Origin of the sequence: Bacillus sp. FSL K6-3149, from assembly GCF_038630515.1 — a bacterium.
Classification (GTDB): Bacteria; Bacillota; Bacilli; order Bacillales; family Bacillaceae; genus Bacillus; species Bacillus pumilus.
In genome coordinates this window covers 3,102,620-3,120,229 of sequence record NZ_CP152034.1, presented here as the reverse complement: position 1 = coordinate 3,120,229, position 17,610 = coordinate 3,102,620, and the positions used below count along the sequence as shown (strand labels likewise).

The 17,610-nt window shown below is 42.2% G+C and carries 17 protein-coding genes; 12 read left to right on the top strand and 5 right to left on the bottom strand.

Features of this window, described 5'->3' with window-relative positions; all coding sequences use genetic code 11:
• Positions 1-12 precede the first annotated feature (12 nt).
• On the bottom strand, positions 13-294 hold the full coding sequence (locus MHB83_RS15790) for a hypothetical protein (RefSeq protein WP_003215677.1): 282 nt from the start codon (positions 292-294) through the stop codon (positions 13-15).
• 97 nt (positions 295-391) lie between these two features.
• On the opposite strand from MHB83_RS15790, the gene MHB83_RS15785 reads away from it, so the two are divergent.
• From MHB83_RS15785 to MHB83_RS15745, 9 genes are all read left to right on the top strand, one after another.
• A complete protein-coding gene (locus MHB83_RS15785; RefSeq protein ID WP_342496465.1) occupies positions 392-1,648 on the top strand; it encodes a DNA polymerase IV in 1,257 nt (418 codons plus the stop codon).
• A gap of 98 nt (positions 1,649-1,746) precedes the next feature.
• A complete protein-coding gene (gene gndA / locus MHB83_RS15780; RefSeq protein WP_003215871.1) occupies positions 1,747-3,156 on the top strand; it encodes an NADP-dependent phosphogluconate dehydrogenase in 1,410 nt (469 codons plus the stop codon).
• A 119-nt stretch (positions 3,157-3,275) separates the two neighbouring features.
• Entirely contained in the window at positions 3,276-4,124 is an 849-nt protein-coding gene (locus tag MHB83_RS15775) for a GRP family sugar transporter (RefSeq protein ID WP_199852778.1), read from the top strand.
• Between the two features lie 12 nt (positions 4,125-4,136).
• The gene (locus MHB83_RS15770; RefSeq protein ID WP_003215568.1) at positions 4,137-4,922 is read left to right on the top strand and encodes an SDR family oxidoreductase; all 786 of its coding nucleotides are present in this window, start codon (positions 4,137-4,139) and stop codon (positions 4,920-4,922) included.
• 144 nt (positions 4,923-5,066) lie between these two features.
• On the top strand, positions 5,067-5,378 hold the full coding sequence (locus tag MHB83_RS15765; RefSeq protein ID WP_003215713.1) for a PTS sugar transporter subunit IIB: 312 nt from the start codon (positions 5,067-5,069) through the stop codon (positions 5,376-5,378).
• Between the two features lie 3 nt (positions 5,379-5,381).
• A complete protein-coding gene (locus MHB83_RS15760) occupies positions 5,382-5,714 on the top strand; it encodes a PTS lactose/cellobiose transporter subunit IIA (protein WP_012010488.1) in 333 nt (110 codons plus the stop codon).
• Between the two features lie 25 nt (positions 5,715-5,739).
• Positions 5,740-7,086 (top strand): PTS cellobiose transporter subunit IIC, encoded by a 1,347-nt coding sequence (gene celB / locus MHB83_RS15755; protein WP_050943798.1) that lies wholly within the window; start codon positions 5,740-5,742, stop codon positions 7,084-7,086.
• A complete protein-coding gene (locus MHB83_RS15750) occupies positions 7,076-8,476 on the top strand; it encodes a glycoside hydrolase family 1 protein (RefSeq protein ID WP_310426644.1) in 1,401 nt (466 codons plus the stop codon). Before celB ends, MHB83_RS15750 begins: the two co-directional genes overlap by 11 nt.
• Before the next feature lie 153 nt (positions 8,477-8,629).
• Positions 8,630-9,352 carry a GntR family transcriptional regulator gene (locus MHB83_RS15745; RefSeq protein WP_137055001.1) on the top strand — a complete coding sequence of 241 codons (723 nt, stop codon included), beginning with the start codon at positions 8,630-8,632 and terminating at the stop codon, positions 9,350-9,352.
• A 46-nt stretch (positions 9,353-9,398) separates the two neighbouring features.
• Here the strand turns inward: MHB83_RS15745 and zwf are convergent, their stop codons facing one another.
• Positions 9,399-10,874 (bottom strand): glucose-6-phosphate dehydrogenase, encoded by a 1,476-nt coding sequence (gene zwf / locus MHB83_RS15740; protein WP_003216112.1) that lies wholly within the window; start codon positions 10,872-10,874, stop codon positions 9,399-9,401.
• A gap of 221 nt (positions 10,875-11,095) precedes the next feature.
• On the opposite strand from zwf, the gene rnz reads away from it, so the two are divergent.
• Together rnz and MHB83_RS15730 are read left to right on the top strand one after the other, a co-directional pair.
• Entirely contained in the window at positions 11,096-12,025 is a 930-nt protein-coding gene (gene rnz / locus MHB83_RS15735) for a ribonuclease Z (RefSeq protein WP_003216125.1), read from the top strand.
• Between the two features lie 139 nt (positions 12,026-12,164).
• Entirely contained in the window at positions 12,165-13,472 is a 1,308-nt protein-coding gene (locus tag MHB83_RS15730; RefSeq protein WP_050943801.1) for an aminotransferase class I/II-fold pyridoxal phosphate-dependent enzyme, read from the top strand.
• A gap of 44 nt (positions 13,473-13,516) precedes the next feature.
• Here the strand turns inward: MHB83_RS15730 and MHB83_RS15725 are convergent, their stop codons facing one another.
• Positions 13,517-14,281, bottom strand: coding sequence for an alpha/beta hydrolase (locus MHB83_RS15725; RefSeq protein WP_284907026.1), 765 nt, complete (start codon positions 14,279-14,281; stop codon positions 13,517-13,519).
• Positions 14,282-14,400: 119 nt separating this feature from the next.
• Complete coding sequence (namA, locus tag MHB83_RS15720; protein ID WP_310024690.1) at positions 14,401-15,417, bottom strand: NADPH dehydrogenase NamA; 1,017 nt, start codon at positions 15,415-15,417, stop codon at positions 14,401-14,403.
• Positions 15,418-15,557: 140 nt separating this feature from the next.
• Between namA and MHB83_RS15715 the strand changes: the two genes are divergently transcribed.
• Complete coding sequence (locus MHB83_RS15715; protein ID WP_212045933.1) at positions 15,558-17,171, top strand: M20/M25/M40 family metallo-hydrolase; 1,614 nt, start codon at positions 15,558-15,560, stop codon at positions 17,169-17,171.
• 157 nt (positions 17,172-17,328) lie between these two features.
• Here MHB83_RS15715 and MHB83_RS15710 read toward each other — a convergent pair whose 3' ends face one another.
• Positions 17,329-17,601, bottom strand: coding sequence for an antimicrobial peptide LCI (locus MHB83_RS15710; RefSeq protein WP_342496464.1), 273 nt, complete (start codon positions 17,599-17,601; stop codon positions 17,329-17,331).
• Between the last annotated feature and the right edge of the window lie 9 nt (positions 17,602-17,610).

Sequence of the window (17,610 nt, the reverse complement as noted above, 5' to 3'; positions counted from 1 at the left end):
TTTTTAAAAAAATTAATTAGAGAGAGGAAGCGAATGGTCTTCATCATCGTTTGATGATCGTTTCATTCGAATGACTTTACTAATCCAAGTTGTAATGCGATCATATATGATAAACAGAAAGTCTGTTCGATTCAATAAAGATGCGTCCAACTCTTCCAAACGATGTCCACCGAGGTGTTCGTTCATACGGCAGTCTTTTAATAAAAAAGCAATGCCGATGGCCGTCAGCGCTGGAAGAATAATCGTAAAGAATTCAACAAGGAAAAAGACTTCATTGAATGTATCAATAATCATGATTATCACATCCATTTCATTACTCACAGTGTACTATACACCATATGAAATGTCTATTGGAACAAACATCAAGTCGATAGATTTAGGAGGCAGGCAAATGGCTGATTCTCAAAGGAAGGGTCGAATCATTTTTCATATTGATATGAATAGTTTTTATGCATCAGTCGAGATGGCGTATGATCCTTCTTTGAGAGGGAAACCATTAGCCATTAGCGGAAATGCGAAAGAGCGTAAAGGGATTGTGGTCACGTGCAGCTACGAGGCAAGAGCGCTAGGTGTAAAGCCCCCGATGCCGTTATGGGAAGCGAAGCGGCTTTGTCCGGGGCTGATTGTCCGTACACCAAACTTTGACCGGTACCGAAGCTCCTCACAAGAGATGTTTACGATACTAAGAGAATACAGCGATTTAGTCGAACCCGTATCCATTGACGAGGGCTATATTGATTTAACGCATACGCCATATGCCGAGCATGCGGTGAAAACGGCTCATGATATTCAAACGAGGCTTGTAGAGGAGCTCATGCTTCCTTCAAGTATTGGCATTGCACCGAATAAATTTTTAGCGAAAATGGCGTCTAATTGGAAAAAACCAATGGGCATCACCATTTTGCGTAAACGAGATGTACCCCAAATGCTATGGCCGCTGCCAGCGGGTGACATGCACGGAGTTGGACAAAAAACGGCTGATAAATTGAAAACGATTGGCATTCATACCATTAAAGACTTAGCGAAAGCAAATGAGTATACACTAAAGGAATTACTGGGTATCAATGGACCGAGATTAAAGCAAAAGGCGAATGGTGAACATGACGGCATCGTGGACCCAGAAAGGATATACGAATTTAAATCCGTCGGTAATTCATCAACCCTTCCTCATGATTCTGACGATCCAGATGAACTTGTCGCGTTAATTGATAAGCTGTCACAATCTGTGAGTGCAAGGTTAAGGAGAAAAGAAGTGATGGCCAATCGGCTGCTCATCATGATTCGGTACGCAAGCTGGAAAAATATCACGCGAAGTGTCACCCTCACGAATCCGACCGATCGGAAGGAAGACTTATTTGAGGCAGCAAGGCAGTTATTCCTTAAACATTGGAATGATCAGCCTGTGAGACTCTTAGGTGTGACGGGGACAGACCTTGTAGAACGAAAAGCAGCCATTAAACAGCTTGATTTATTTTCCTATACAGAAGATGCAAAAGAAGAGCCTCTTCAAACCGTTTTAGAAGGACTGAAAGAAAAGTATGGAAAATCACTCGTTCAAAGAGGGATGACCATCAAGGAAAAAGAGAGCAAAACAAGTGGAACAAGTTTTAATAAAGACTTTTTTCAGGACGAAAAAGGAAATGACTAGCCTGAAAACTTGATAAAAGAGGTGGTGTTGTGGTAATTTCAAAGGGTACATCATTTCAGCAGTAATCAATATAGTGTGTTAGAAGGGACGTCAGAATTATGTCAAAACAACAAATCGGTGTGGTTGGACTAGCCGTTATGGGGAAAAACCTTGCCCTTAATATTGAAAGCCGCGGGTTCTCCGTGTCCGTTTATAACAGATCTAGCAGCAAAACGGAAGAATTTCTTCAAGAATCAAAAGGGAAAAACGTTGTAGGCACATACAGCATCGAAGAATTTGTTCAGTCGCTTGAAACACCGCGTAAAATTCTTTTAATGGTAAAAGCTGGTGCAGCAACGGATGCAACCATTCAATCATTACTTCCTCACCTAGAAAAAGGTGACATCTTAATTGATGGTGGAAATACATATTACAAGGATACGCAAAGACGTAATCAAGAGCTTGCGGAAAGTGGTATCCACTTCATTGGTACAGGTGTTTCTGGCGGTGAAGAAGGTGCACTAAAAGGTCCATCGATCATGCCAGGCGGTCAAAAAGAAGCGCATGAGCTAGTGAAACCAATTTTAGAAGCGATCTCTGCGAAAGTAGATGGCGAGCCATGTACAACGTATATCGGCCCAGATGGAGCAGGACATTATGTCAAAATGGTCCATAACGGCATCGAGTACGGAGACATGCAATTGATTTCTGAATCATACTTTATCTTGAAGCATGTGGCTGGATTGTCAGCAGAGGAGCTTCATGAAGTATTCTCAGAATGGAATAAAGGCGAGCTTGATAGCTATTTAATCGAAATTACAGCTGATATTTTCACAAAAGTGGATGAAGAAACAAACCAGCCGCTTGTGGATGTCATCTTAGATAAAGCTGGGCAAAAAGGAACTGGAAAATGGACGAGCCAAAGTTCTCTTGATCTAGGTGTTCCGCTTCCAATCATTACTGAGTCTGTTTTCGCGCGCTACATTTCAGCAATGAAAGATGAGCGTGTTGAAGCAAGCCAATTAATTGAAGGTCCTAAGCCAGCGCAATCAGCAGAGAATAAACAAGAGCTGATCGAAGCGGTTAGAAAAGCCCTATTCATGAGTAAAATCTGCTCATATGCACAAGGTTTTGCGCAAATGAAAGCAGCATCTGATGAGTATAACTGGGATTTAAAATACGGTGAAATTGCAATGATCTTCCGTGGTGGATGTATCATTCGTGCAGCCTTCTTACAACAAATTAAAGAAGCATATGACCGTAACCCAGAACTGAAAAACCTATTGCTTGATCCTTACTTTAAGGATATTGCTCAAAGCTATCAATCATCTCTTCGTAAAGTCATTTCACTTGCAGTGGAGCAAGGAGTTCCTGTTCCTTCATTGTCAAGTGCACTTGCTTACTTCGATAGCTATCGCACAGCCGTCCTGCCAGCGAACTTAATTCAAGCGCAGCGTGACTATTTCGGTGCACATACGTATGAGCGCACAGATAAAGAAGGCATCTTCCATACAGAATGGATGAAATAAATATAGAACGACTGAAAAACCTTACCCTTTGGTAAGGTTTTTTTGTGTTTACATCTTTTCGGCTAAAAATGCGAAAAAGAGGGATGCTATGTAAAAAAGAAAAGAAAGTAGGGGTCGAAGTGGGCATTTTATATGCACTTCTCCCAGCGATATTTTGGGGAAGTATTGTTCTCATCAGTGTCAAACTTGGCGGGAATGCATACCAGCAAACCCTCGGTATAACGCTTGGCGCATTTCTCTTTTCAATTGCAGCCTTCTTTATCAAAATGCCAGAGCTGACACCGCTTATTTTTGCGGTTTCTGTCATTTCAGGCATCTTTTGGAGCATTGGACAAATGAATCAGCTTTCAAGTGTTGCGTTTCTCGGAGTCTCGAAGGCGGTTCCTTTATCAACGGGCATGCAGCTTGTGAGCACTACTTTATTTGGCGTCTTAGTCTTCAAAGAATGGCAAACGATGACGGTCATACTCATTGGTTCTTGTGCCATTTTACTGATTATTGCAGGTGTTGTGCTGACATCGCTCGGTCAAAAAAAGAATGGCGGCGGGAACGGTGGAGGCAATTTCAAAAAAGGAATCATGATTCTGCTCATCTCAACCGTTGGCTATGTCGGATATGTTGTTATTTTGAGATGGTTTCATATTGATGGCTGGTCTGCCCTCGTTCCGCAATCGGTCGGCATGCTGCTTTCATCCTTGGCGATTAGTCTCAAGCAGCACCCGTTTAGTAAATATACGTTTAGAAATATCATTGCCGGCCTTGTTTGGTCGACAGGAAATCTCGGACTTCTTTTGGCTATTCCGCTCATTGGTGTCGCCGTAAGTTTTTCGATGTCGCAGACAGGGATCGTTATCTCGACATTAGGCGGCATTTACTTATTAAAAGAGAAAGCATCCAGAACAAGCTTTGTCATTGCAGGCTGCTTGATGATCATTGCAGGCGGCGTGCTGCTAGGTTTTACAAAATAGGAGGGTAAACGAATGTATCCAGATTTAGAAGGGAAAACAGTCCTGATTACAGGAGCTGGTACAGGAATAGGTCAAGCGATGGCGCGCCGGTTTGGACAAGAAAAAGCCAATGTGGTGATCAATTATTTCTCAGATCAAGAAAGTCCAGATGAGACCATTGCGGATATTCAAAAAAATGGCGGACAGGCTGTGAAAATCAAGGGAGATGTCTCAAAGGAAGAGGATATGCAGGCGATGATTGATAAAGCCGTTGATACATTTGGCAGTCTTGATGTCATGATCAATAACGCAGGCATTGAAAATGAAGTGCCTTCTACCGAAATGACGCTAGATAATTGGAACAAAGTCATGTCGACCAATTTAACAGGTATGTTTCTCGGCTGCCGCGATGCACTGAAGTATATGACAGATCACGGAATAGAAGGATCAATCATCAATATGTCGTCTGTTCACCAGCAAATCCCTTGGCCTCATTTCGTGCATTATGCAGCAAGTAAAGGGGGCGCCAAGCTGCTGACAGAAACACTGGCACTAGAATATGCCCCTAAAAAAATTCGTGTAAACAGTATTGCACCAGGCGCCATCGATACCCCGATCAATGCGGAAAAATTCGATGATCCCGCATTGAAAAAAGGTGTGATCGAGCTGATCCCCATTGGTTATATTGGAAAGCCTGAAGAAGTGGCAGCATGTGCTGTCTGGCTGGCGTCAAAAGAGGCAAGCTACGTCACAGGCTTGACACTCTATGTGGACGGCGGCATGACAAAATATCCTGGCTTCCAAGCAGGAAAAGGATAAGAAGAAACAAAAAGAGCGTACACACACATACGCTCTTTTTTTATATAAAATACAGACAAATAGATCTAAATGTCTAGACATTTAAAAATAAAAATATATAATATTAACTGGAAGCGCTTTTATTACAACAATGGGGTGAGAGAAATGAAACGTATTTTATTAGCATGCAGTTCAGGAATGTCTACGAGTTTACTAGTTACAAAGATGAAGGCTCATGCCGACTCAATAGGGGACGAGGCAGAAATTTGGGCAGTTGGGCAAGATCAAGCGAGAAAAGAAATGGCGAATGCGGATGTTGTGTTAATTGGACCGCAAATGAGCTTTTTAAAAGGGGATCTTCAAAAAGAAGCAACAAAATACGGGATTGCAGTAGAGGTCATCGATATGCAGGCGTACGGGCTTGCCGATGGACAAAAAGCGTATGAACAAGCCGTTACATTGATGGAGGAATCGTAAAGAATGGAAAAGAAAACACTTGAAGGGCTCACGGAGGAACAAGTCAGTTTTCAATTGATCTTACACAGCGGTAATGCACGCAGCAAATTGCTTCAATCTCTTAAACAATTTCGAGAAGGTCAAGAAGATGAGGCATTTGGTCTTATGAAAGAAGCAGAAGAAGATTTACGTCATGCACATGGCATCCATTTTCAACTCGTGCAGCAAGAGGCAGGCGGGGAGAAAACGCCTTTCTCCTTATTGCTCATGCATGCCGAAGACCACTTAATGTCGACTATGACGATCAAGGAGCTTGTGGGAGAGCTCCTGCCGATTTTCCAATCACTTAAACAATAAAGGGTGTAAACAAGGGGGGAAACCAATGTTTGATAAAATAAGTGCTATTTTGGTTCCAATTGCTGGGAGACTGAACAACAACCGCTATTTAGGTGTATTACGGGATGCCTTTATGCTTGCGTTCCCGCTTACTATTTTTGGTTCCATTATGGTTGTGCTAATGAATTTGCCATTTTTAGATAAAATCATGAGTCAAACCGCACTGGAAGGCGTCCAGTCTGCACTGAATATCGCGCCAAGTGCGACCATCAGCATTATGAGTGTGTTTGTTGTATTTGGGATTGGCTACTATTTATCGAAAAGCTATGATGTGGAAGCAGTATTTGGCGGAGTGATTGCTTTAGCCTCTTTCCTACTTCTGACACCATTTTTACTAGAACAAGAAGGCGGTGCATCTATTGCAGGCGTGATTCCAGTCGATCGTTTAGGAGCAAAGGGGATGTTCCTTGGCATGATCACAGGCTTTTTGTCTGCTGAAATTTATCGTTATTTTGTCCAAAAGAAATTTGTCATCAATATGCCGCAGGGGGTTCCGCCAGCTGTTGCTAAGTCTTTTGCTGCACTGATCCCGGCTACTTTGACACTCACAACCTTTTTACTGATCAATATCATCATTACACAAGGCTTCAAAACAAATATGCATGACCTGATTTATCATGCGATTCAGGCACCGCTTGTCGGACTTGGAAGCGGTATCATTCCGACCTTGATCGCTGTTTTCTTTATACAAATTCTTTGGTTCTTTGGGCTTCACGGCCAAATTATTATCAACTCTGTCATGGACCCCATTTGGAATACGTTGTCCATTCAAAACCTAGAGAGCTATACAAAAACTGGTGAGGTTCCAAATATCATCAGCAAGCAGTTTATCGAAATTTATACGGTTGGCATGGGCGGAACCGGTATGACGCTAGCAGTTGTGTTTACGATTTTAATTTTCCTGAAAAGTAAGCAATTAAAACAGGTAGCAAAGCTCGGCCTAGGACCAGGATTATTTAACGTCAATGAACCGATTATCTTCGGTTTACCGATTGTCATGAACCCGCTTATTCTCATTCCATGGATTTTGGCGCCAATGGTTATTACATGTATTTCTTATTTTGCGATGGCATCAGGCATTGTACCACCGCCGACTGGCGTGAATATTCCCTGGACCGTTCCGATCTTTATAAGCGGAATCATGGCAACCAATTCACTGGCGGGTGGTCTGCTTCAGCTGTTTAATCTGATGATCGTGTTTGTCATTTGGTTCCCGTTCCTGAAGTTTATTGACCGTATGAATGTGAAAAATGAAAAAATAACCACAACGGAAAAAACGAAGACAACCAACATCAAAGGTGAAGGAGACTCAATACATGTCGATGGAAAATAACAAGCAATCATATACATTCCCAGAAGGTTTCTGGTGGGGATCTTCTGCCTCTGCCACGCAAACAGAAGGCAGCGTCCCTGGTGATGGAAAAGGACCGAATATTTGGGATCATTGGTTTGAGCAAGAGCCGACTCGTTTTTTTGATGGCGTAGGACCGAACGTGACATCTCAATTTTACCGAAAATATAAAGAGGATATTCGTCTGATGAAAGAAATTGGGCACAATTCATTCCGGTTGTCCATTTCATGGTCACGTCTTTTGCCTGAAGGGACAGGTGCGGTCAATGAAGAAGCAGTATCTTTTTACAATGATGTGATCAATGAACTGATTGCACATGATATTGAGCCGTTTGTGAACCTGTACCATTTCGATATGCCAATGGCGCTGCAGGAAAAAGGCGGCTGGGTCAACAGACAGGTAGTAGATGATTATGTGAGCTATGCAGAATTGTGCTTTCAATTATTTGGCGACCGGGTGAAAAAATGGTTTACCCATAATGAACCGATCGTGCCTGTAGAGGGCGGGTATATGTATAGCTTCCATTATCCAAACGAAGTCGATTTCCAAAAGGCTGTGCAGGTCGGTTATCATGAACTTCTATCAAATGCAAAGGCGATTGCGGCTTATAAAAAGCTGAAGCAAGGCGGTAAGATTGGCATCATCCTCAATCTTACCCCATCTTATCCGAGAAGCCAGAATCCGCGCGATGTAGAAGCAGCTGAGATGGCGGATGCTTTCTTTAACCGGTCATTCCTAGATCCTGCGGTGAAGGGACATTTCCCAGAGAAACTAGTAGAGGTCTTAAAGAAAGAAGGCTTTATGCCGAGTATGGAAGAAGGAGACCTTGAACTCATTCGAGAGAATACCGTCGACCTCCTTGGAATCAACTATTATCAGCCAAGAAGAGTGAAGGCGAAAGAGCATATGCCGCATCCAAATGCCCCATTTATGCCAAATCATTATTTTGATGCGTTTGACATGCCGGGAAGAAAAATGAATGTGTATCGCGGGTGGGAAATCTATGAAAAAGGCATTTATGATATATTGAAAAAAGTCCAAACAGACTATGATAATATTGAATGCTTTATTTCTGAAAATGGAATGGGTGTCGAGGGAGAAGAGCGGTTTAAGGATGAAGAAGGAATGATTCATGACGATTACCGCATTGACTTTATCTCTGAGCATCTTAAATGGGTGCATCAAGCCATTCAAGAAGGAAGTAATGTAAAAGGCTATCATCTGTGGACGTTTATGGATAACTGGTCATGGTCGAATGCCTATAAGAATCGCTATGGATTTGTCTCAGTTGATCTTCAAGAAGACGGAAAACGTACAATTAAGAAAAGCGGATACTGGTTTCAATCGGTATCAGAAAATAACGGTTTTTAATCAAGATACTTGCTCTTTCCTTGAAAAGGGCAAGTATTTTTCTTATGTGATGGTAAGTGGATGAAACAAAAATGGCTGGTACCTTTTAAGCTCACTAGGCTTAGTGTAGAATGAGAGGAAGCTATGAAAAAACAAGTCAGTTGGTGGTGTGAGATGAAAAAGTACGAACTCATTTCAGAAGAAATCAGAAAACGAATAGGAACAGCATATTATCCAGAAGATCAACCCATTCCAGATGAAAACTCGCTTGCCGCTGAATTTCAATGCAGCCGAATGACGATGAAGCGTGCGCTCGATCTTCTCGTAGCAGAAGGTCTGCTCTTTAGAAAAAGAGGTCACGGTACATTTATTGTGAAGGCAGCGCTCAATCAAGGGGCTATTAATGTATCAGGACATGAAAATAAAGGGTTCACAAAAGTCATGGCGGATAAAAACGTCACGACTCAAATCATTCACTTTGATGTCCATTTTCCAAGCAAAGAGGTGGCAGCCCACCTATCCATAGACTCCACCACACCCATTTATGACATCATCCGTCTCCGTCTTGTGGACGAGGAGCCATACGTATTAGAAAAAACGTTTATGCCCGTCAATCTTATTAAGGGAATAGATGAAGAGGTTCTATTGGGATCAATCTATGGCTACATATCAAATGATTTGAATTTAAAAGTGGCAGGAGCGCATAAGAAAATTAGAGCGGCTAAATCAGATGAGCTTGACCAGCAATATTTAGGCTGTGACCCAACGGATCCTGTGCTAGAGGTCGAACAGGTTGCTTATTTAAACACAGGCCGGCCGTTTGAGTACTCCTTTAGTCATCACCGCTATGATAAGTTCGACTTTTCAACAGTTGAACTTACGAAAACAGGACGTTAAAAAAAGAGCAGAACCCCCAAGGGAGACTGCTCTTTTTTATATCATTTTATATATTCCACCAATGATACCCATCTTTTTCTAGAAGCTGATCGGCTTCTTTCGGTCCCATAGAACCAGCAGGATAATTTGGTTTTAATGTTTTGTTTTCTGCCCATTTCTCAGAAATCGGATCCACAAAGTTCCAAGAAAGCGCCACTTCATCCCAGTGAGCAAAGTTCGTAGCATCGCCTAGCAAGCAGTCATGAATCAGCTTTTCATAGGCTTCTGGTGTGTTCATGATGTCGTTATAGTTTGTTTGGTAGTCGAGCTTAATCGGCTTTGCAAATGTACCGCCATCAAGCTTGCGAGCGTTCAGGTGAAGGGTAATGCCTTCATCTGGTTGAATGTGAATGACGAGTAAGTTTGGATGCATGGAATTTCCGTTACCATAGTACAGGTTCATTGGAATGTCTTTAAATTGAACAACAATTTGAGTAGATTTCTTTTCTAAACGTTTTCCAGTACGAATGTAAAATGGCACGCCGGCCCATCTAAAGTTATCAATGAGCAGCTTCCCTGCAACGAATGTTTCCGTGTTTGAGTTCGGGTCAACATTTTGCTCTTCAAGATACGAAGGAACCATGCCGCCATCAACCGTACCAGCATCATACTGTCCGCGGACAAAGAATTGATCGACCTCATCTTTAGAGAAAGGACGAAGAGCGCGTAATGCTTTCCGTTTTTCACTGCGGATTTCCTCGGTATTCAGCTTAATTGGCGGCTCCATTGCTAAAAGTGCAACCATTTGAAGCATATGGTTTTGGACCATGTCTCTTAGTGCACCTGAACTTTCGTAATAGCGGGCCCGGTCTTCAACCCCTAATGATTCACTAGATGTAATTTGAATGTTTGAGATATATCGGTTTGTCCAAAGTGGTTCAAAGATGGCATTTGCAAAACGGATAACCTCAATGTTTTGAACCATTTGTTTACCGAGATAGTGGTCAATACGATAAATTTGATCTTCAGAGAATGCATCTCGAATTTCTTCATTTAACTTTTTCGCACTTGGCAAGTCATGGCCAAATGGTTTTTCGATGACAAGTCTTGACCAGCCAGTTGTTTTTGATACACCTTCACTTTTTAGGAACTTTGCAATCGTTCCGAAGAATTCCGGTGCCATCGCTAAATAGAACATCCGGTTGTTTGGGATACTGTACGTATCTTCAAGGCCTGCTAGAAGTGTGTTAAGCGATTGATAGGAAGCAGGGCTTGATACGTCAAAGTCGTGATAATAAAAATGTGAACTGAATTCCTCTATTTTCGCTTCTGCATCATCAGAAGAAACAGATTCTTTCACCACAGCTCTTAGATCCTCATGAGACCACGGACGGCGTCCAACACCGACCACGGCGAATTGATCGCCAAGTTTTCCGCTATGATAAAGTCTATGTATAGAAGGGTAGAGCTTGCGTTTGGCAAGATCTCCTGTTGCGCCAAAAATGACAATGACTGCTTTTGGATTGTTAGTTTCTGTATTCACGAAAAGTACCTCACTTTATTCGTAGCATTGTTGTAATAACCGAGAATGTATGTACATTTTCTTTATTTTAAAGGTTCATTGTTCGTAAAGCAAACATTTGATTCGACTTTTTCTGCTCTCGTTTGACTTTTTTCGAAAATTCCGCTGAATTCACATTTACCTTGTCTTCATGTATTCTATATGAATGAAGATATTGTATACCGGCTTTAGGAGGAAAAGTAATGGAACTGCTCTTTTTAGGAACTGGTGCAGGCATTCCTGCGAAAACTAGAAACGTCACTTGCACTGCGCTAAAGCTTTTAGAAGAAAGAAAAGCAGTGTGGCTTTTTGATTGCGGAGAAGCGACGCAGCATCAAATATTACATACAACGATTAAACCGAGAAAAATTGAGAAAATATTTATCACTCATATGCATGGTGATCATGTATACGGTCTCCCAGGACTGCTCGGCAGCAGATCCTTCCAAGGCGGAGAGGATGAACTAACGATCTATGGACCAAAGGGTATCAAAGCGTTTGTGAGCGCAGCACTTTCAGCTACACAAACGCATTTGACATATCCGCTGCATATTATAGAGATAGATGAAGGGATCGTATTTGAAGATGATACCTTTCAAGTAGAAGCAAGACGAGTATCTCACGGTATTCCAGCTTACGGCTATCGGGTAGTGGAAAAAGATGTACCAGGTGCATTAAAAGCCGAAGACCTAAAAGAAATCGGTGTAAAACCTGGACCTTTGTATCAGAAGTTAAAAAATGGGGAAACCGTGACACTCGAAGATGGAAGAATCATTGATGGAACCGATTATTTGGAACCCCCTAAAAAAGGGAGAATCGTTGCATTTTCAGGAGATACCCGTTTATGCGAGAATATAACAAGGCTTGCCAAGGATGCGGATGTGTTAGTCCATGAAGCAACATTCGGTAAAGAAGATGCTGATCTAGCCTACAATTATTATCACAGCACAACAGAACAAGCAGCGAAAACAGCGCAGGAAGCAGGCGCAAAAAGATTAATTTTGACCCATATTAGTGCACGTTACCAAGGAGAAGAGGCACTAAAACAACTATTGAAAGAGGCCCGCGATATATTCCCGCTGACAGAAGCTGCGCAGGATTTCTCTTCTTTTTCCATTGACCGCACCCTGTAAAAATTGGATGAATCGTCAAAAAAAGTTGTGTGATTTTTTTGATATTTATAATGACTCTCTTTTTCAGGTAGTGGTAAAATGGTGAAGAAAAAACAAATGACGAATGAAACTATGAAGAATACGGGAGGCACAATCAAAGATGAGCGGTTTTACAGCGTTAAGTGAAGCAGAATTAAATGACCTATATGCAGCACTACAAAATGAATACGAAACGTATAAAAGTAAAAACTTACACTTAGACATGTCAAGAGGAAAACCTTCACCAAAACAGCTCGATTTGTCTATGGGCATGCTCGATGTTGTGACATCAAAGGATGCGATGACGGCTGAAGATGGCACAGATGTGCGTAACTATGGCGGTTTGACAGGGCTTCCTGAAACGAAGACATTTTTTGCAGATGTACTCAATCTGAAGCCAGAACAAATCATCATCGGCGGTAATTCCAGCCTTAATATGATGCATGATACCATTGCCCGTGCCATGACCCACGGCGTATATGACAGCAAAACACCTTGGGGAAAGCTGCCAAAGGTAAAATTCCTTGCACCAAGCCCAGGATATGACCGTCACTTTTCCATTTGTGAGCTATTTAACATAGAGATGATCACGGTAGATATGAAGGCTGATGGACCTGATATGGATCAGGTCGAAAAATTGGTCGCAGAAGATGAAGCGATTAAAGGCATTTGGTGTGTACCAAAATATAGCAACCCAGATGGCATTACGTATTCAGATGAGGTGGTTGACCGCCTTGCTTCGATGAAAACAAAAGCAGACGACTTCCGCATTTTTTGGGATGATGCATACGCAGTTCATCACCTAACTGATACGCCTGATACGTTAAAAGATATTTTTCAAGCAGTAGAGGAAGCAGGGCACCCAAATCGTGTGTTTATGTTTGCGTCTACTTCTAAAATTACATTCCCAGGCTCAGGTATTGCACTCATGGCATCTAGCCCGGATAATGTGAGCTTTACTCAAAAACAATTATCGATTCAAACGATTGGACCAGACAAAATCAATCAATTAAGACACCTTCGTTTCTTCAAGAATCCAGAAGGCTTGAAGGAACATATGAGAAAACATGCTGCGATCATTAAGCCAAAGTTTGACCTCGTTCTTTCCATTCTTGATGAAACACTTGGCGGGAAGGACATTGCAGAATGGCACAAGCCAAATGGCGGATATTTTATTAGTTTAAATACGCTTGATCATTGTGCAAAAGCTGTTGTGCAAAAGGCAAAAGAAGCTGGTGTGACCATGACAGGTGCAGGCGCGACTTATCCTTATGGAAAAGACCCGCTTGATCGTAACATTCGCATTGCGCCAACGTTCCCATCACTTGAAGAACTAGAGCAAGCGATTGACATCTTTACATTATGTGTTCAGCTTGTCAGCATTGAAAAGCTGCTGTCTAAAAAAAGCCAGTCAGCCCCAACGGCATAAAGAAAAAACTCCTTGACGCAAAACTAGTCAAGGAGTTTTTGTTTTTAATTGGCTGTTTGATAATAGGAAACAGGTTGTTTGGCTGCGCACCATACATCATAGATTGCAAGCTGCACAATATGCGGTTCATCATGATGAATATAGTGCGAGCTGTTCTGCGCTTGAATCCATCCGCTTTGGGATGACAACGACAGCATCCGTTTATGAAGTCTGAGCCAAGCCTCGTGCGCTGGATGAAACAGCCGGCTCTTACCTGATGAAATGACAAGAAGCGGCATCATCCCATAATGGGTTTGTTCCTCTTTTATTGTGCTGAGCATTTGCTGAAAGTCCTCATGCGTACATTCTGCTGTAAATTGCGCCATATATGAAGAGCGTTCTTCCTTTGATAAAAGCGGCAGGATGACCTGTTCTTGCTCCTCACTTGCCGGGTCTAACAGCACCATGCCAATGACCTCATCTCCTCTGCGGCTTGCCCATAACCGGCTGACAAGAGAGCCAAATGAGTGAGCCACAATGAGAAAGGGCGGCTGAATATTGGCTTCTTCTAGCAGTGCATCTAAATCATCTGCAAGATCATGCAATGTTCTTCCTTCACTACTGTCACTGCTTTTTCCATTTCCTAATCGATCATATAAGAAAACCCCAAGCTCAGGATCAATATCACGGGCCATATTCGACCACGTATCACCCGAAATGCCGTAGCCTGCTTCAAAGATAATGGTGGCTTGCCTTTTGCCTTGACGATGTTTTGTATAAAAATGATGTCCATCTATATGATACATTCTTTCAATCATTGCCGAATTCATTCTTCCATCTCCTCTAAGTGGTTCTTTAGCTAAAAGACGGCACAAAAGGCAGATATGTTTCTCTTAAAAACAAAAAAGATGCCTATTTCAAAAAATAGACACCTTTTTCCTATGCATTTTTACCAAGCGCGGTCATATTGACGCGGGCCTTCGATGGATGTACGAAGCTCTTGGGCAGCTGTTTTTGGAAAGTATGGATCCCGTAAAAATTCTCTGCCTATAAAAATTAAGTCTGCACGCTGATTTCGTAAAATCTCCTCTGCCTGTACACCAGATGTGATCAGACCGACAGCACCTGTTTGGATACCGGCACCTGCTTTGATTTTTTCTGCGAAGGTGACTTGGTAGCCAGGGAATGTGCTGATTTTTGCCTGTACGACAGCGCCTGAGCTGACATCGATTAAGTCGACACCTTGTTCCTTCAGCCATGTAGCAATGCCAATGTAATCGGCAATATCAAGTCCTTTTGTCGTGTAGTCAGAGGCAGACACACGGACAAATAATGGTCCGTTCCATACTTCATTGACTGCATCGACGACTTCTCTTAAGAAACGATAACGGTTCTCTGGTGAACCGCCATAATCATCTGTTCGGTGATTTGCCAGCGGTGAAAGAAATTCATTAATCAAATAGCCATGCGCCCCATGAATTTCAATGATGTCAAAGCCGGCTTTTTTTGCCCGGACAGCTGCATCCTGAAACGCCTGAACGGTATCTTTGATTTGATCGACAGACATCTGGGTAGGGATTTTAGACTGTTCATCAAATGGAAGGCTAGATGGTGCCAGGATGTCACCATCTAGTTCAGCTTTACGTCCTGCATGAGCCAGCTGGATGGCTGTCTTGGTTCCGTATGCTTTGATTTGTTCGTTTAATGAAGCGAAGCCTTCAATGTGCTCATCACTCCAAATCCCGAGGTCTTGATCACTGATTCTTCCCTCGGGGGAAACGGCACTTGCCTCCACCATGATCAGGCCAGCTTGACCTTGGGCACGGGAAATATAATGTGTAAAGTGGAAAGGCTGTAATTTCCCATCACGATCATAGGATGAATACATACACATCGGGGACATTACGATGCGGTTTTTCAGCGTAACACCTTTTAATGTCCAAGGTGAAAAGAGCTTTGTTTCCAAATACCTTCGCCTCCTCATAGAATTGTATAGCCGATTATAACAGCCATTCAAACTTTCGTCATAAAAGGTGCTCAAAGAATATAGCTTTTATACACGTTTTTGTATAATGGAGAAATAGAGAAAGCAAAGGGGGAGAACGAATGAAATGGCAAACAGAGAGTGAACGAAAGGAACTGCTCACAGCTCTTATGCAGTATGAAAGCATATCGGGTACAACTGGGGAAGTGGCGTTAGCTGAATATTTATATTATTTACTGAGGGAGCGGCCTTATTACAAGCAGAACCCTGATCATTTGGCTTTGCATCCGATGAAAGATGGCCGGTATTATTTAACGGCGCTTGTAAAGCGCAGTTCGCTTTCTCGTACCGTTTTGCTGCTTAGTCATTTCGATGTCGTCGATACAGAAGATTACGGTGAATTTCAAAACATGGCATGCAAGCCAGAGGAGTTAATGGCGTCATTTTCTCAAAAAAGTGCGCTTCTCCCAAAAAGAGCAAGAGAAGATCTAGCTTCAGGTGACTGGTTATTTGGAAGAGGTGCCATGGATATGAAGGCAGGTCTTACTGTACAGCTGTCCATGCTGGAAAGAGCGATGGCAGAGACATTTGATGGAAATGTCCTACTCGTCACAGTCCCGGATGAAGAAGTGAATTCTCAAGGAATGCTTGAAGCTGTTCCAAAACTAAAGGAGCTTAAGGAAAAGCATGACCTTGACTATACCGCGTGCTTAAACAGTGAGCCTATGTTTGAAAAGTATCCAGGTGATGAACATTATTATATGTATACAGGCAGTATAGGGAAGGTGCTGGCCGGATTTTTCTGCAAAGGAATTGAAACGCATGTAGGAGAGCCGTTCTCAGGCTTAAATGCGAATTTTATGGTATCTGCATTAAATCGGCTGTTAGAGCTGAATAGTGATTATTGTGAGGAAGTAGATGGTGAAGTCACGCCGCCCCCAACCAACTTAATGCAAAAAGATCTAAAAGAAGCCTATTCCGTTCAAACACCTCACACAGCTGTTTCTTTATTTAATGTGCTGATGATGAATCGTTCAAGTGAAGAACTGCACGGACTTCTTTATGACACGGCGAAACAAGCAGCAGACCAAATCGAAGCTGATATTAAACAAAAAACAGCAGAATTTCAGCGCTTTAAACCTTTTACACCGATTGATACGAGGATTACCGTTCTCACGTATCATGAGCTGTATCAAAAAGCTGCTGAACGCTCAGGTAAACAGGAGGTTGAACGCATTGTAAACTATGCGTTCGCCAATCGAGGTGAGCTTGGAGATCGTGATTTTTCAACCAAAATCGTCTCTGAGCTGACGACGCTTTGTAAGGAAGATGGGCCGCTCATTGTTCTATTTTATAGTCCACCATTTTATCCAGCGGTTTCCTCAACGGAAGATCCGCATATCCAAGCAACCTTAAAGAGGATTCAAATAGAGGCAAAGAAGAGTTATGGACTTGAAATAGAAGAAGTGAAATATTTCCCGGGATTATCTGATTTAAGTTACTTACAGCTCGAAAAACAGGAAGTAGGTCATTACACGACCAATATGCCGCTTTACCAAAAAGGCTATTCTTTACCAGAAGGAGAAAAGGGAGCACTTTACGTTCCAGTTATTAACGTGGGTCCATTAGGAAAGGACCCGCACAAATGGACAGAGCGGCTGCACATCCCGTTCTCATTCGGCATTTTGCCAGAATTACTAGAATCAGCGATTCATGCTTTGTTAGAGAAAAAGTAAGTCTTGTTTATGTATGAGATCTCTAGAGCCTTTGAAAGCTTATGTGCTTTTGAGTCGAGGATGTAGAGTAAATGAAGGTTAATGAGGAAAGAAGAAGTGGAGAGAATGTTTCATTACTTTAAAATAGATAAAGGGAGCCATAGGCTCCCAATTAGGATTATACTCGTCTACCCTCATAATGAGCTGTCCAAGTTCCATCAGAATTTTTAGTGATGCCTTTTAGATACCATTTAATCCCATCTTGTTCGAACGAATTGGCAAAAATACCAGTATTGTTGGTAATATCCCATGTGTAAAGTTGAGCTTTAAAATCACTTGTAACGTTGACATCCTCTGCGTTAGAATGTGCACTTGTAGCAAATGCAGGTGCTGCGGAAAAAAGTAAAGCGAGTGACAATGCGGATCCAGTAAGAACCTTAACTAATTTCATTTAAAACAC